The organism is Vibrio sp. JCM 18905 (genome assembly GCF_055393305.1).
On the sequence record NZ_AP043880.1, the window covers coordinates 1,554,643 to 1,569,513 of the forward strand.

General features: G+C 41.1%; 8 protein-coding genes and 5 pseudogenes. 9 read left to right on the forward strand and 4 right to left on the reverse strand.

Features of this window, described 5'->3' with window-relative positions:
• Positions 1–2 precede the first annotated feature (2 nt).
• From ACZ5ZC_RS23985 to ACZ5ZC_RS23995, 3 genes and pseudogenes are all read left to right on the forward strand, one after another.
• Positions 3–461 carry a hypothetical protein gene (locus ACZ5ZC_RS23985; RefSeq protein ID WP_054868430.1) on the forward strand — a complete coding sequence of 153 codons (459 nt, stop codon included), beginning with the start codon at positions 3–5 and terminating at the stop codon, positions 459–461.
• A 206-nt stretch (positions 462–667) separates the two neighbouring features.
• Positions 668–1,310: pseudogene (locus tag ACZ5ZC_RS23990) on the forward strand (IS4 family transposase); the annotation flags it as partial.
• A gap of 498 nt (positions 1,311–1,808) precedes the next feature.
• Positions 1,809–3,152, forward strand: coding sequence for a sigma-54 interaction domain-containing protein (locus ACZ5ZC_RS23995; protein ID WP_054868429.1), 1,344 nt, complete (start codon positions 1,809–1,811; stop codon positions 3,150–3,152).
• Between the two features lie 266 nt (positions 3,153–3,418).
• Here the strand turns inward: ACZ5ZC_RS23995 and ACZ5ZC_RS24000 are convergent, their stop codons facing one another.
• Positions 3,419–4,039 (reverse strand): EAL domain-containing protein, encoded by a 621-nt coding sequence (locus ACZ5ZC_RS24000; protein ID WP_464932381.1) that lies wholly within the window; start codon positions 4,037–4,039, stop codon positions 3,419–3,421.
• 948 nt (positions 4,040–4,987) lie between these two features.
• Between ACZ5ZC_RS24000 and ACZ5ZC_RS24005 the strand changes: the two genes are divergently transcribed.
• The 3 genes and pseudogenes from ACZ5ZC_RS24005 to ACZ5ZC_RS24015 all read left to right on the forward strand — a co-directional run bounded on the left by ACZ5ZC_RS24005 (position 4,988) and on the right by ACZ5ZC_RS24015 (position 8,868).
• Complete coding sequence (locus ACZ5ZC_RS24005; protein ID WP_464931822.1) at positions 4,988–6,673, forward strand: CHASE domain-containing protein; 1,686 nt, start codon at positions 4,988–4,990, stop codon at positions 6,671–6,673.
• Positions 6,670–7,097: pseudogene (locus ACZ5ZC_RS24010) on the forward strand (response regulator). Before ACZ5ZC_RS24005 ends, ACZ5ZC_RS24010 begins: the two are co-directional and overlap by 4 nt.
• A 16-nt stretch (positions 7,098–7,113) precedes the next feature.
• Complete coding sequence (locus ACZ5ZC_RS24015) at positions 7,114–8,868, forward strand: two-component system response regulator (RefSeq protein ID WP_464932129.1); 1,755 nt, start codon at positions 7,114–7,116, stop codon at positions 8,866–8,868.
• Between the two features lie 260 nt (positions 8,869–9,128).
• Here ACZ5ZC_RS24015 and ACZ5ZC_RS24020 read toward each other — a convergent pair.
• Together ACZ5ZC_RS24020 and ACZ5ZC_RS24025 are read right to left on the reverse strand one after the other, a co-directional pair.
• Positions 9,129–9,701, reverse strand: a pseudogene (locus ACZ5ZC_RS24020) (TrlF family AAA-like ATPase); the annotation flags it as partial.
• Between the two features lie 1,118 nt (positions 9,702–10,819).
• On the reverse strand, positions 10,820–11,944 hold the full coding sequence (locus tag ACZ5ZC_RS24025) for a hypothetical protein (RefSeq protein WP_464932127.1): 1,125 nt from the start codon (positions 11,942–11,944) through the stop codon (positions 10,820–10,822).
• Between the two features lie 320 nt (positions 11,945–12,264).
• Here ACZ5ZC_RS24025 and ACZ5ZC_RS24030 point away from each other — a divergent pair, with 320 nt between their 5' ends.
• The 3 genes and pseudogenes from ACZ5ZC_RS24030 (at position 12,265) to ACZ5ZC_RS24040 (ending at position 14,408) form a co-directional block, all read left to right on the forward strand.
• Positions 12,265–13,242, forward strand: a complete 978-nt coding sequence (locus ACZ5ZC_RS24030) for a DUF2971 domain-containing protein (RefSeq protein WP_464932126.1) — start codon at positions 12,265–12,267, stop codon at positions 13,240–13,242.
• Between the two features lie 179 nt (positions 13,243–13,421).
• A pseudogene (locus ACZ5ZC_RS24035) lies at positions 13,422–13,860 on the forward strand (transposase); the annotation flags it as partial.
• Positions 13,861–13,946: 86 nt separating this feature from the next.
• The gene (locus ACZ5ZC_RS24040) at positions 13,947–14,408 is read left to right on the forward strand and encodes a hypothetical protein (protein ID WP_005379029.1); all 462 of its coding nucleotides are present in this window, start codon (positions 13,947–13,949) and stop codon (positions 14,406–14,408) included.
• Positions 14,409–14,691: 283 nt separating this feature from the next.
• Here the strand turns inward: ACZ5ZC_RS24040 and ACZ5ZC_RS24045 are convergent.
• Positions 14,692–14,871, reverse strand: a pseudogene (locus ACZ5ZC_RS24045) (hypothetical protein); the annotation flags it as partial.

Genomic DNA, 14,871 nt, shown 5'->3' on the forward strand with positions numbered 1-14,871 from the left:
GCATGGGGAAAAGTGAAAATACACTCGTTGCGCTAGAAGCTGCTTTAGACCGAATTGCTAAAGGAAAACCCAGGCGGATCCCTACTCATCGTAAGCTCAGTGTGAGAGCCGTTGAAGAAGAAGCAAATTTGGGTAATGGCAGTGGTTATTACTACCCTGATTTTGTTGAAAAGGTTAAAAAGACCAAAGCAGAAATTGCGGCAGGCAAAGGTGAAATCATCCGGCCAGAGGTCCAGACGGTACGTGCAAAGCTGAACGCGGAAAAGCGCATCAAGGATAACTTCAAGGCCAAGTATGAGAGCGAACGGGAGAAGCTAGCCCTTTTCTCGGCTGCACAACACCATCTCAACGACAAGCTGGTTCAGGCATTGGCTCGTATCGATGATCTTGAGTATGAGAATGCGGAGCTTCGAGAAGAGCTTGCCAAACTGAAAAGGAGCAAGGTCGTGCCAATTAAATAGAGCTGCCCTTACACCTTATATCCCCACTTGATGTGCACCTCAAGTGGGGCTCACACCTAAAGTGGAGATGCAGAAGTAGAAGGCGCCCATTATGAAGGTTTTGGACATTTACGTTTTAGAAACATTGCTAAATTAGCAAAGTTTGAATTACTAAAAGTATGGAAAAAGTCTCTTACGAGAGTCTTCAATATCACTGGATCAGAGCAGGTCGTGTCGTCACGCTTTATGAGCAGTATTTGAGTACAAAAACTACAACTCACCCAAGAGCTATCAGCACTTTCTTGATAAGTTTCAATCTCTGCAACTCCAAGGCTGCACGCCTATCATTATCCCCGACGCTGGCTTTAGAAATACATGGTTCAGACAACTCGCCAACAAATGTTGGTTCTGGCTTGGAGGTGTATGTGGTGAAGTATCGATTAAGTGTAATGAGGGCTCTTGACAATGGAATAAAACGTTTTATCCCCAAGCAACAGATAAGTCGCTATTTTTAGGAGGAAACCAACTTGCTAAGCGCTCACCGCTTCAGCACTTTGCTTACTTATACAAAAGTCGCCCCAAAGGCAGAAAAGCCCATCGCCATAGTCGAACCTGCCAAAAACACTCGGCAGGAAAAGTGTTCTATAAAGGAGCGAAAGAACCTTGGCTTCTGGTGACCAACATTCCCATCATGTGCTTAACGGCATTCATATCACCCGTTTGTACGCAAAAATAATGCAAATTGAAGAGTCGTTCCGAGATCTAAAAAGTCCAGCCTACGGGTTGGCGCTACGTCATAACCGGACACGTTGCACCAAACGCATAGATATCCTGTTGCTCATGGCATTGATGACCGAAATCATCATGTGGGGGTAATTTCGAGGGGATCCGCCAGAGCCTTGTTAAGATGTGAGGTACGTAATATTAATGCTACGGCTTATCACTCCAACAACTAAACTCTACGCGAAGGCAAAGCTGTACGCGTTTTAATTCACTCTTAAACGACTTTACATGCGTATTTTTCCAACTGCGAGTACTAAACTTTTTGTACGATCACGTTGGATTAAATATAAGATTTCTACGGCGTAAAATGGACTTGTTTTTCTTGCAAGGACCAACTCATTTAAGAATGAACCCATAAATCTTTACCCAATAAAGGCACTACAATACTAACTTAGATTCACACCTTCTATATCCAATTGTAATACAACATTCGCATAACGCCGCTTTTTAGGGAGGTGGCAACATTATATTAGTTACCATACTACCGATCATCTCCAAAATGTATCAGAAGTATTCATGCACATCGTCTTGTGCACTTAGAGCAATCCAACTATATTACCTCATCACAGTAAAGAGGACATTTATGTGTCGATGCCAAGCCTGTTTCTAAGAATACAAGATCCATCACTTAAAAATGCCATCGCTTCTTGCCAGGAACTGAACAAATTTCGTCTGCATGACATCAATGCCGCAGACCAATGGATTGAAGATTTCCTACAACTCAAACCGGAAGTTGCGATTGTTGAAGCCACCCACTTTACTAGCGCAGATTACCAGCGCCTTTCTAATATCGAAGACATCTACGATATGGACTTGATCATCATTAGCTCTGGTGCTCCAAACGAAAATTTGGATAAGCTGATGAACTTAGGTGCAATTTTTCACTATAGAAAACCCGTCGATATTGCTATTTTGACGGACACCCTAGGCGAAGTCAGCCAGTACTATCAGCAAAAACAAGATCAAGGACGTAAAGTGTCCACTAGCGATCTCGACCAATTTGGCCTTTTGGTGGGTTCCTCATCACCAATGCATCAGCTCTATCGCATGATCCGACGCGTCGCTAAAACAGAAGCCAACGTCCTCATTGTCGGAGAAAGTGGCTCAGGTAAAGAGTTAGTGGCACAGACCATCCATTTAGCCAGCGATCGTAAGCAACAACCCTTTATCGCGATTAACTGTGGTGCGATTAGTCCAGAGTTGGTCGATAGTGAACTGTTTGGCCATGAAAAAGGCGCTTTTACCGGAGCGAATAAAACTCACCAAGGTGTATTTAAGCAGGCAGAAGGCGGCACCCTATTTTTAGATGAAATCACCGAGATGCCTATCGAGCATCAAGTGAAGTTATTGCGGGTGCTAGAAACCGGAGAGTATCGCCCAGTTGGCAGTAATACGGTTCATATCGCTAATACTCGCATCGTTGCTGCTACAAACCGTGATCCTAAAATCGCCATTGAGGAGCAGTTCCTGCGTGAAGATCTGTTTTTCCGGTTATCGCATTTCCCATTAACGATACCGCCACTGCGAGAACGAGGCGGTGATATCGTCGGTCTGGCCAAGCACTTTATTGCGCACCGCAACGCCAATGAGGCAAAAACCAAAACGATTCTTGACTCTGCGATCCAAAAAATCGCTGTACACAATTGGCCAGGTAATGTCCGTGAGCTCAAACACACGATCGAGCGCGCCTTTATTTTGGCTGATGACACTATCCGAGATGAACACCTGATCTTCGACACACCACCATTGGAAACAGGCACCAGCATCGAAGACCTTGTTCCGGCGGGCGTCTCGCTAGAGGAGATCGAGAAAGCTGCCATTATCAATACCCTTGAAGAGAATCAAGGTAATAAAACGGAATCAGCGCAGGAGTTAGGCATTAGCGTGAAAACACTCTATAACAAACTCGAAAAGTATCAAGACGAGTAATTTACTGTGAGCAAATTATGAAACACCTACCATCGTATTGTTATGGTAGGTATCGAACTAAGACGACACTTCAGCAATTTAAAAGTTTAAAAGTTTAAAAGGGTCTGTAGAGCGTTTGAGTACTATTTATCAATCGTTAACCCGAAAAAATAGAAATTCCAGTAACGTTGCTCGTAGCCAACAGCAATCATAGGCTTAGTGACTTTTTATTGCCCCTCGAGTGTTGGATGCCACTTAGTCATCGGGGAATAAGGCTTTCCTATTACCTAGATAAGCAACCTAAAATTAGGCGGCGGTAGGCATTCAAAACCTGGCGATGCAATCAAATAACCTTGAACTAAATCGATATCCAAGGACTGGAGAAATGTCATTTCTTCTAGAGTTTCTACTCCTTCAGCCAATACGGAAACTCCAAGCTGCTGAAACATACTGACGCAGTTTTTAACAATAATTTGACGACTAACAGAAGAGTTAATGTCACGAATTAACCCCATATCAAGCTTAGCAACATTGGGTTGAAGGTCTGCTAATAAACTTAAACCGGAATGACCAGCACCAAAGTCATCAATGGCGGTTAAAAAACCAAGCTTTTGATAGTACTCGACAATATTTTTCAGATGTTGAGTATCTTTTATTCGCTCTCCCTCTGTAAACTCGAACATAATTTTGCTAGTTGGAAAGTTATATTTTTTAGCTAAACGCAACGTAGTTGCTAAACAGCGCTCTGGCTCATAGACTGCATTGGGTAAAAAGTTGATGCTTAAGACAGAGTCTAAACCCAACTCTGCGGCTAATTGTATCGCTTTGGATCTACACTGCTGATCAAAGCTGTATTTATTCTCTGCATTCACTTGAGACAAGACAGAATAAGCAGATTCATTTGTCACCCCTCTAACCAAAGACTTGTTGCCTTTTTAGGTCCCAAATAGGCTGAAAAGACATGCTGAAATCACTAAATTGTACTTTTCGACATGTACAATAATCACATTTAGCTTTGGGCTTTATATCCATCTCTTGAACCATATCCCTTTAAACCTTCACGATTTTAACGCCCTTTTTGGGTAAACTAAGGGTAATATATCAGCCTATGACGTTAACTACGGTACATTGAGATCTCATAATTAGTTTTTAATAAAAATACTTCTCCACTAATTTCGTATAACTTCATTTCAATTCCTTGTATATTAAGCTTTGTGATCAATAACTAAAAATTATAACGACGTATCTGATTAAGCCGGTTGGAAAGTACTTCTGTAGAAGTTAAGTTAGATAGCCCCGACTTTGCTACAGTTATTTTCAAACTATGTCAAAGTCTACGCTTCTTGTTTGTATCGCTCTTTTTTACCTTCCTTTACCTCTACCTTAGCCTTAAACCTCAAGGCTAAGGTAGAGGCCTAAAAAATTTATTTAGTGCGGTATTCAGTACTAAGAGGAAGACAGAATCGGCGTGGTCAATGTTCGACTATCCCTTCCTCATCCCCCCTAAAGCTCAGAGAGTTACGGTTGCAAGCCCGCTAGTCACTTATTTTTTAATCATGAAACCGTGGTCACTAATGATAAGACTGCTCAGACCATGGCGACTTGTTTTCGCGCAACCTATTGAAGAAACGAAACCACCCATAAAACCAAACAAGAAAATATAAAAAAAGAACATAGTTGCATATAAATTAATAATCAATTATGTTGATTTACATATAACAATTATAAAGGTCAGTTAAATTTTGACGATAACTTTATTGACTCAACGGGTAAGTACACTCCATTGGTATCATTGGCTTGTACTTTTTTTGTCAGCCGTGCTCACTCTTACCGCTTGGGCGGTAACCTCGAGTCAGGTGGAACAAAAAGCAAAAACTCAATTTGAGTTTCAAGCCCATCAGTTGGTCGAACTCGTACAAGAGCGGATGTCGAAATATGAGGAGGCACTGCTCGCAGGAGTGTCAGCCTTACATATGTATCAAGCGCCTGCCTCAAGAGCAGACTGGAAAATTTTTGCTGACCAGTTTGATGTCCCTCGACACTTTCCAGGCATCAACGGTATTGGTGTTATTCACTACGTTCCTGATAACAAAATAAAGCGGTATTTAGAATGGCAAAGAAAGCAACTGTCTGAATATGTGCCGCATCCTGCTCGAACTGCTTCCGAATATTGGCCTATTACCTACATTGAACCAATGCAAAATAACCTAAAGGCCGTGGGACTAGACATGGCACATGAAAACAACCGATACACCGCAGCCAAAAACGCCAGATTAACAAATGCAGCCACCATCACTGCTCCAATTACCTTAGTTCAAGACTCAGAAAAGGCGCCGGGTTTTCTGTTTTATGCTCCCTGGTTTTCTGATGAAGTTCCTGAGTACTACGGAGATACAAAAGATGGTTTCTTAGGTTTAGTTTACGCCCCATTTATTGTAAATAAATTGATGAACGGGACTCTCTCTGGAGAGAAACGACTCGTGAATTTCAGTCTCTATGATAATCAAGAATTACTGTACAGTGATCTTAATGTATCAAACATGCGCCATCATTCAGATCCGCACTTTACACAAACTCTAGAGTTGAATATATACGGTAGAGTTTGGACCTTCGTTATTCAAAGTTCGCCGTTGTTTGAAGCGCAGCAAAATACCACTCAACCTCTGCTTATTCTTGTCTTCGGTATTATCGTGGATGTCTTGTTATTTATACTATTTCTCATGTTGGTTCGTGAAAAAGATCGAGTCGATGAGTATGCAAAGCATTTGACCAAAGATTTGCAATTGCGCACAGACAAGTTAGAAACGGTCACAAAAGACCTTCAAGTCAGAAATCAAGCATTGCAAGAGGCAAATAGAGAACTTGATCAGTTCGCCTATGTCGCCTCTCATGATCTGAAAGCTCCTTTACGCGGTATTTCCCAGCTAGTGACTTGGTTAATCGAGGAATTATCGGAGTTTTTAACCCCTCAAACAGAACAATATGCGTCTTTGCTGAGCAACCGCGTGCAGAGGTTGGAAAAACTGTTGGATGATTTACTCGCTTACTCTCGTGTGGGGCGTAAGCCTGGCCAGCTAGGGAGATTTAATCTCGAGCAATATTGTGAAGAGACATTAGAACTGATTTCTCCCCAACGTAAGATCTCTTTGGTTTGCCACAACCATATCGGAGAGTTTGAGACATTAACGACACCTCTTGAATTAATACTTCGTAATTTAATCAGCAACGCCGTCAAACATCACCACAAGGAAATAGGAACCATTTATGTCTCAGGAGAGGATATCGGAGACATGTATCAGTTTGTGGTTGAAGATGATGGACCAGGGATCCCAGAACAATTCAGGGAGAGAGTGTTTGAATTGTTTCATACCTTACAACCGAGAGACACTGTTGAGGGAAGTGGTTTAGGTCTTTCTATTATTAAGAAAGTTCTGGATTTATACTCATGCCATTATTCTATTGACTCTAGCTCACTCGGAGGATGTGCTTTTCGTTTCTCATGGCCCAAAAATAACCCCGTACTCGTTAAGGAAGCCTCATGACATCCCCTGAATGTAAACCTGTTAATATTCTCTTAGTGGAAGACGATGATATTGATGCAATGGGCATCAAGCGAGCACTCAACACTTTGAAGTTACTTAACCCTATTTACCGAGCTAGAGATGGAATAGAAGCCTTAGAATGCTTGCGAAATGGGGAAATACCTCCCCCTTGTATTGTGCTTCTCGATTTAAACATGCCTCGAATGAATGGACTTGAATTTCTTGGTGAAGTGAGAAGAGATGATGAGCTCTGCTCTCTAGTGATTTTTGTGCTAACCACCTCGAGAAGAGATGAAGAAATTACGGCAGCGTATGAAAAAATATCGCAGGTTACATGGTCAAATCTTCGGTGAGCCAGGACTTTAATGAAGTTCTTGCTTTTTTAGATAACTACTGGCGCATCGTAGAATTACCAGTTCAATGACTCATGGCGGCAGCATATGAAAGTATTAATTATTGATGACGATACCATCGATAGACTTGCAATTAAGAAAACATTGCATAGTACAGATTTGCCTATCTCGATAATAGAAGAAGCGCAAACTGCTCATGAAGGATTAGACAAAGCCCTTAAACAATCTTTTGATGTGATTTTACTGGACTATCAACTGCCACCATCAACGGGGATGGAAGTGCTCATTGCACTCAAATCAAATTCGGATTTTTCCACGTCAATTGTCATGCTCAGCCATAGTAATGACGAAGATTTGGCTTTGAAATGTATTGAGATGGGTGCTCAAGACTTCGTGATGAAAAATGAAATTTCTTCGATCCGCTTGAGAAGAGCGATTATCATCGCAACAGAGCGCTACTTTTTAGAGCAAAAGGTACTCGAGACTCACACTCAGCTAAAACAACTGGCTGAGACTGACACGTTAACAGGGGTATTTAATCGACACTTTTTTGATGAGCGCTTAAAGAAATTTTTACTCATGGCTTCACGCAGTCAAACACCTTTAGCGCTCTTGCTCATCGATGTGGATCGTTTTAAAGACATCAATGACCAATATGGACATGTCACGGGAGATCATGTTTTACAGGAAGTAGCACAAAGACTTCAATGCAACACTCGAGATAGTGATTCTTTATTTCGTATAGGCGGTGACGAGTTTGCAGTGATTGCAACTAACTTAGCGTCTGAAGGGCAGGTTGACTTAATTGTACGACGTATACTCTCTGCGTTTGAAAGTAATTTCAACATTGACCAGCAATGTATTGAAGTTTCTATTAGCATCGGGGTAGCCAGTTATCCTGAGTGTGCTTCAAACTCATTAGAATTGAGAAAGTGTTCGGATATCGCGCTATACAGGGCAAAAGAGAAAGGTCGAAAACAGGCACAGTACTATTCTAAAGCCTTTCATGATACGGTTGATCAACGTTTACGCATTGAAAGTAACCTTAAGCAAGCCATACAAAAAGAGGAATTCGAATTACATTATCAACCTCAATTTGACAAATCAATGCGACTTGTTGGCGCCGAAGCGTTGATTCGTTGGTATCATCCAGATCTAGGCTTCGTCCCACCAGACGTATTTATTCCAATTGCAGAAGAGTCTGGGCTCATTGAGAATATTGGTGAATGGGTGATTGAAACGGCGATTAGGCAAATGTCGATATGGCGAACAGCATGCTTCTTTCCTGAGTCTTTTACGTTAGCAGTGAACCTATCTCCGAAACAACTATCCGCTCCTCAACTGGTCGAAAGGGTTGCTGCATTTTTGCATTTGTATGGAGTCGGTGCTTCTCACATTGAGTTTGAAATTACTGAAAACTGTTTACTCCCGAAAGGCAACGCTTCGAAAACGTTAAACGAGCTCAGTCGGTTAGGTATTCAAATCGCCATTGATGATTTTGGTACTGGCTATTCATCCTTATCTCATCTCAAATATTTTCCAATCGATATTATCAAAATTGATCGCAGCTTCTTAAAGGATATCGAAGTTCACACTTCTCGGCAGTTGTTTGAAGCCATCTGTGCATTTGCACGCTCACTTAACTATGAGATTATTGCTGAGGGAATAGAAACTCCTGAGCAACACAGAGCTTGTAACTCTATGAATGTGTCAAGAGTTCAAGGATTTAAATACTCCAAACCACTTACCGTAGAGAGCTTTGAAAAGAGGTATTTACTCAAAGTTTGGAGAGAGGGGGGTAGGAAAAGAGATCCGCACCGTCAGTTTTGGACACCGAGTTAAGTGAGTTGGACCTCCACCGATCTCCTAGACAAATTTCGCCTATTCTTGGAATTTATCCCCGTAATACAACACGGGGGGTTACAAACGAACACCACTAGAAGAATGGATAAGTTTTTGTAGGGGAAAAGCCCATGAAAAGGATGTGAACGAGTGAAAGGTCTACCAAATAATGGGGCAGAACCGATTTATAGCAACCTGTCAGCCTAGTCACATCGAGGAAACGAAACTGGCACATTGCATTCAAACTAATCTAGCTTGCATTATAACAAGTTGTACTTTTGCTCACGCTCTTTAAACGCGGCGATACCGCCTTCAAGTATGTGGCATACATGTTGTCGTATGCCCATATCACTCAACTGGTTATAAGTTTCTCCATAAGGACTGTCATAGCTGAGCTCTAAGCTCCCTCCGAAGTAGTCAAATCTAAACTCAGAGCAACCGTTGCTGTCATCTTGCTGTCCTTTCTGATCAGCAACAATCACGCACTCGGCATCAGCTGCTACTACTAAATTAGCGTTGTGAGTAACCATTATGATTTGTCTCTTGTTCTTGCACTTGCGAACAAAGCCTTTCAGCTCAGAGTAAATGGTTCTGTTATCCAGATTATCTTCTGGTTGGTCGATTAGTATCGGATGAGTAGAGTTGCTTAGCTCAAGCATCAAGCTCAACAGTACGAGTCCCCGTTTGCCAGGCGACATTTGAACAATATCGTCATCTTTGTATGAAACTACATAGTTAACTTCAAAATAGTCAGTATATAGATGCTTAAAGGCATCAAGTTGTGTCGCGTGTTTTCTCAACGATGGTGCTTCTTTTGCCGCAATACGGCTCGAAACAGAACTGATATCAGTGCAAATAGTCTCTATGCTGAACTGGTACTTACCTTGTTCGTCCACAAGCTGTTCGAGAAGAAACTTCATGTTGCCATTACGATTAAAGCATTGAGTAAACACATCAAATTTTTCAGTATTGACTGATAATTTTGCTTCTATCTGAATATCATCATCGACTTTATATTCAGCTACCTTTTCGCAGAGCTGCTGATAGAGTTCAAACAATTGCTTATAAAGGTTGTCTATCTCTGTTCGACACGCAATCCCATTCTGATCAACAATTTTTCTGGCTCCCATCTTTTCTCTGATTTGCTTGAGTTTCTGCTCCTCTGCTTTCAGTTGCTTGTTCAAGTTATCTAAAGCAGCCTTGTCTTGAACTTTACTCTCAAGCGGTAATAGCGATTCATTAACAATAGCCAGCTTCTGCTCAACGGCTTTTAACCGGTAAGGAATAGAGGACTGTTGTTCCGACACTTTCTTAAGAAAAGACTCAAAGGCTTTCGATAATTCATCTTTTAGCACATCTTTCAGTTCATTTAGAACTGTAGATTTTTCAGAGAACCCTGACTTGATTGCGATGTCCGACTGTATACTCTCAATCCAACGCAACCTGCTATCTTCGACGTTTGCTAAGATGTCATTGAAGTGAGACTGAAAAGATTCAAGTTTTGTTTTGGCTTTTTGGAACGATGCCCTAGCTCTAACTAGCTTGTTATATCGTTCTTCATCTTCCTTAGTGAAATTCGATTTCTTGCGTAATTGCTCAGATTTCTCTTTAATTTTGTCTATCTCTTGCTGAACAGACTTAGAGTTACCGATCTGTTTTCCTTCGTCAGTTAGCTTTTTGTGTTGTTCTACCAGCTCAAAACGCATATCAATCTTGTCTGAGATCTGAGTCCTCAATATATTGATTTTGCGATATGTATTATCAACAAATGCTTTGTAAGTATCGTTCTGATTCAGGATTTTACTGATCAGCTTATTCAGATCTTCTTTACCGTCTTTATCAGCTAGTTGATTTATGTATAGCTGTGGGATAAACGTGATCGCTTTTTCATCTGATGCCTCAAGCTGTGACAACTTAGAAGTCTCTCCATTACTCCATTCAACTTCAAAGTCTACTGAAGCCAAATCATCATAAGTCGCTGATTTAGCCTTAAGAATACTGTTATTAACTTCTGGGGATTTATCGTTTTAGCTATATGATACAGCAGCATAGATTTGCCGGAGGACTTACCGCCAATGATCGTATTCAAATCTTTGCTCAACGGAACCCAATCATCTGAAAATAACTTTTCACCCGAAGTATCAAGGTATCTTACACGACGAATCGTTTGATATTCAGCTTTATGCTCCGGTGAGAGTTCTTGGATTTTTACCCGCTCTGGCTCATAGATGACTTGACGGAGGCCACTAAAGGTTGGGTCTGCTTTTATCCAACAATTGCGTCTCAAGGATGGTTCAAAAATCTTGCCAAAGTCATGAGCGTCTGACCCATTAATACATGGAATGACTCGACCATAGTCACTCAAGATGTCACTCTTTGTGCGCTCTTTTCCCCCCATGAAGTGTTTAATGTCGCTGTCTTTGCCAGAAAATATCATATCAGTGAATTTATAAATATCCTTGCGAGTAGCCATAAATCCATTTTCTCTGATGCCGGACACTCCATCTTTTGAAGCATTAGCAACAATAATAATTGAGTTCTTCTTCAACCAAGATTCATTCTCATACCACTCACGAAACGACTCATATGAAGGCTTAAAGTTCTTCATACCTTCTTTCAGAGCAGCTTCATCGCTTAGAGCTGGATTAAGTGCTTTTCCAAGGTCTCTCAGTTGCGGTTCAATACATCCATAGAGGTGCGTATCGTACTTGTACGTCAATCGTGTAAGGGCATTATTAATTCGAGTAACGTGGTCTGATTCAGATGGGTCAACAATGATGTGTATATTGATACCTTTGTCTTTTTGAGTTTCAGGAGTAATCCTAAATTCAATGTTGGGGAACATGGCATCAATGTTCTGCAAGCGTCCATGAGACTTATACTTGAGCATCTTTTCGTAACCAGAGATGGTGTAGTAATCAGTAACTCCAATTACTGATACTTCTTCACCTCTACTTTCAATTACTTCTAAGTATTGTTCCCAATTGGATTTGTACTGTGTTTCCAGTACCGAATCAGGAGTGTGAACATGAAGATCCCAACGCCTCCATTCCGAACCATGCTTGAATCTACCCATACCACTACCATGCAATTAATTGATATGCTGTTAGTTTATTTCAGATGTCTAACTTTATGAACAACAAAGCTCACAGTAGTAAAAAAGACTAGATCCTTTCGATAATTATGCTGAAATTCGCTCTTTACTCGATGTTGGAGATTGACTACTTATATTAAGAATACTAAGTCAAAACTAAACTGTAGTAGCACGTAAAGGGGCATTATCGAGCTATAAACACTCATGGAGCAACATCGGAAAACCTTCGATTTACAGTATTGATGCTAAAGCCGTCTATCGATCATACTATGGTCACATTTAGTGAATAAGAGAAGCTGATTATGCATGGAGAACAACCACAAAAGGTATATAGATATCGAAACTTCAGTGAGTTGACCCTAGATTCTTTGTGCCTCGACAAACTGTATTTTGCTAACCCCAGTTCTTTTAATGATCCCATGGATTGTCAGCCCACGGTCATTTCTGACTCAAGCAAGCAGGAACTACAAGCAATTCTGTATGAACTAGTAAAGCGTAGAGTGTCCTCCGAGGCTTTATCATCATTAAAAAAAGCTAAGTACAATAAAGATGACGCGAAAGACTATAGCATTCAGCTAGCGAATAATACGGCATCTAAGGCCTTGGCTGATATAGCTTACTATGCAACTAACCCTGATTATGAAGAAAGTAATATCTCAGTGGAAGATGCAGAATGTTGGATTTTAACATGTGACATTCAAACCGAATTATTGAAACAGCACGATAAGGGAGTCTGCTGCTTTTCTTCTACTCCAGACAGCTCTTTACTTTGGAGTCATTATGGTGATCAGCACAGAGGTCTTTGTATTGGCTATTCTTTAAAAAGAAAGCCAATTCCCACTTTGCATAAAGTGGATTATAGCGATGATCGTTGTTTGCATACGAGTCTTATCGCAAGAGCCATACTTAATAACGAATTTTCAGCTAAAAAAGAACTCGACAATACCGTATTGCTAAGAAAAGCAACGCCATGGAAGTACGAGTCAGAATGGCGGCTCTTTGACCATGTGGGTTTAAATGATTCCCCCCTAGAAATGATTGATATCACTTTTGGTCTCCGTTGCCCTTCGTCAATTATTCATACTGTCGTTAGCGCATTAAAAGATAGAATTTCAGAATTCAGTTTCTTCCAAATAACTCAAAAAAGAGGTAGTTATGCGTTGCAAAGGGAGAGCATAGATCTGGGCGAAATGGCTAGTTACTATCCAAGGGTTTCTCGGTCTGGAATAGAGATATTCGGGCCAAGTATTAAGGGGGGGATAGTTAATCACTTTGACTAGCAAACGGTCATTAGAAAAAGTAGACCAGTTACTGCCATATGCATCTAACCCATAATCTATGCCTAGATGATAATGGGGCAAAGGCGTGTTTGCTATAGGCAGTTCATATCACCTCTGTCAACTTAAACCGACAGAGAAAAAAGTGACAAACTTTCTTGTAAATGAACGAACTATCAACAAAAGGGTTCCTGTTCTTGGTTGTCATTATCGACTGGTATAACTGTGAGGTGTTGTCCTCGCGGTTATCGAACACCATGGGTACAAGTTTTATGTATCGTGGCTCTCGAAGAGGTGATCCAATACTACGGACACCCGATATCTTTATCCGATCAGGGCTGCGAGTTTACTAGCACTGAGTTCACACAGAGGTTGCTCAATCAGGGGGATATGGATCAACATGGACGGAAAAGGTCGCTGGATTGACAATCTTTTTATTGAGCGACTATTGAGAAGTCTGTAATACGAGGAGATTTGCTTAAAAGATTACAGCACACCCCGTGAAGCAGAGCTTGAAATCGGGCAATACATGGTGTTTTATAATGAGGAGCGTAAACACCAGATACTCAATGACCTCACCCTGATTAAGTCTACTTTGACAGACAGAGCTACGCTGCATGAGCTGGTTCAATCACTTAAGATATTGGCTTATGTGTCCAGCCATGGGCTTCACTTCTCTAATCCGTTCATAAAAATAAGTTTCGTAGATGCGTAAAGATAACTTATACACCTTTGATAGCTGGCCTGTAGGTACACCAGAACGCTTAATACACGGCTATTGGGAGTTGGGCGTAATGAGGCTTCACACATTTGATAGTGAATGCGGTAAAGAACTTCAAGATACGTACAATCGCATTAACCATGGACTGGGAGCTAATGTTGTGTACATCGACCTAACTTCAATGGGAGATGGTTATCGATACAAGTCAGAAATCTTAGATGTTATTCGAAGTGATCAGCAAACATGGGTGTGGTTCGTAGGCTGTAGAGCGCTTTTGGAGAGTTCGTTGGCGGGTTGGTTACGCTCTGTTTTGACGACATACAACCTAGACCACGTTCGAGTTGCTTTTGTGCTTGATAGCCGTGAGCAATTCAACCATATCTTTCAGGATTACTCAGCTCCGTTCTATCAATCTACCATAGCTCTGGATCTCTCAAAGAAGAGTTAGGCATATTCTTAGTTACTATTAAATATTTACTCTGCGCTTTAGCTCGTTCGTATAGATCCAGCCCTAAATGATCCAATTTAAGTGACTAAAGCGTAGCTTTTACGCTCATATCATCGCTAAATCTAACTTTTGTTATTTTTCGGTCGGGTGGCAATTCAAACAAATGAGAAGTTGATACACTTGGGGCATTTTTGATTCTGGTGATTAACTCCGAAACACAAACATACTGGTTCACAACTCATCAATATCAACGTCAATTCTGGGGAGTTTTCTCTTTGCTTAACTAGTTCTCGGTCTTGTTCATCTTCCTCAAATTCAATTCGGGAAGAGTCAAAACATCACGTCGTTCAACTAGAAAGTCAATATCCGCCTTATCCGCACCTTCCGAATAAGCCCCCCAATCTTTTTCACTTGTAGTCACGAATTCATCGGTGTGCGCAGTATGACTTGTTAATCCTTCTAA

Coding starts and splice junctions, on each gene's coding strand:
- ACZ5ZC_RS23985 (WP_054868430.1), top strand. CDS start 3: ATGGGGAAAAGTGAAAATACACTCGTTGCGCTAGAAGCTGCTTTAGAC.
- ACZ5ZC_RS24015 (WP_464932129.1), top strand. CDS start 7,114: ATGAAAGTATTAATTATTGATGACGATACCATCGATAGACTTGCAATT.
- ACZ5ZC_RS24025 (WP_464932127.1), bottom strand. CDS start 11,944: ATGGGTAGATTCAAGCATGGTTCGGAATGGAGGCGTTGGGATCTTCAT.
- ACZ5ZC_RS24030 (WP_464932126.1), top strand. CDS start 12,265: ATGCATGGAGAACAACCACAAAAGGTATATAGATATCGAAACTTCAGT.
- ACZ5ZC_RS24040 (WP_005379029.1), top strand. CDS start 13,947: ATGCGTAAAGATAACTTATACACCTTTGATAGCTGGCCTGTAGGTACA.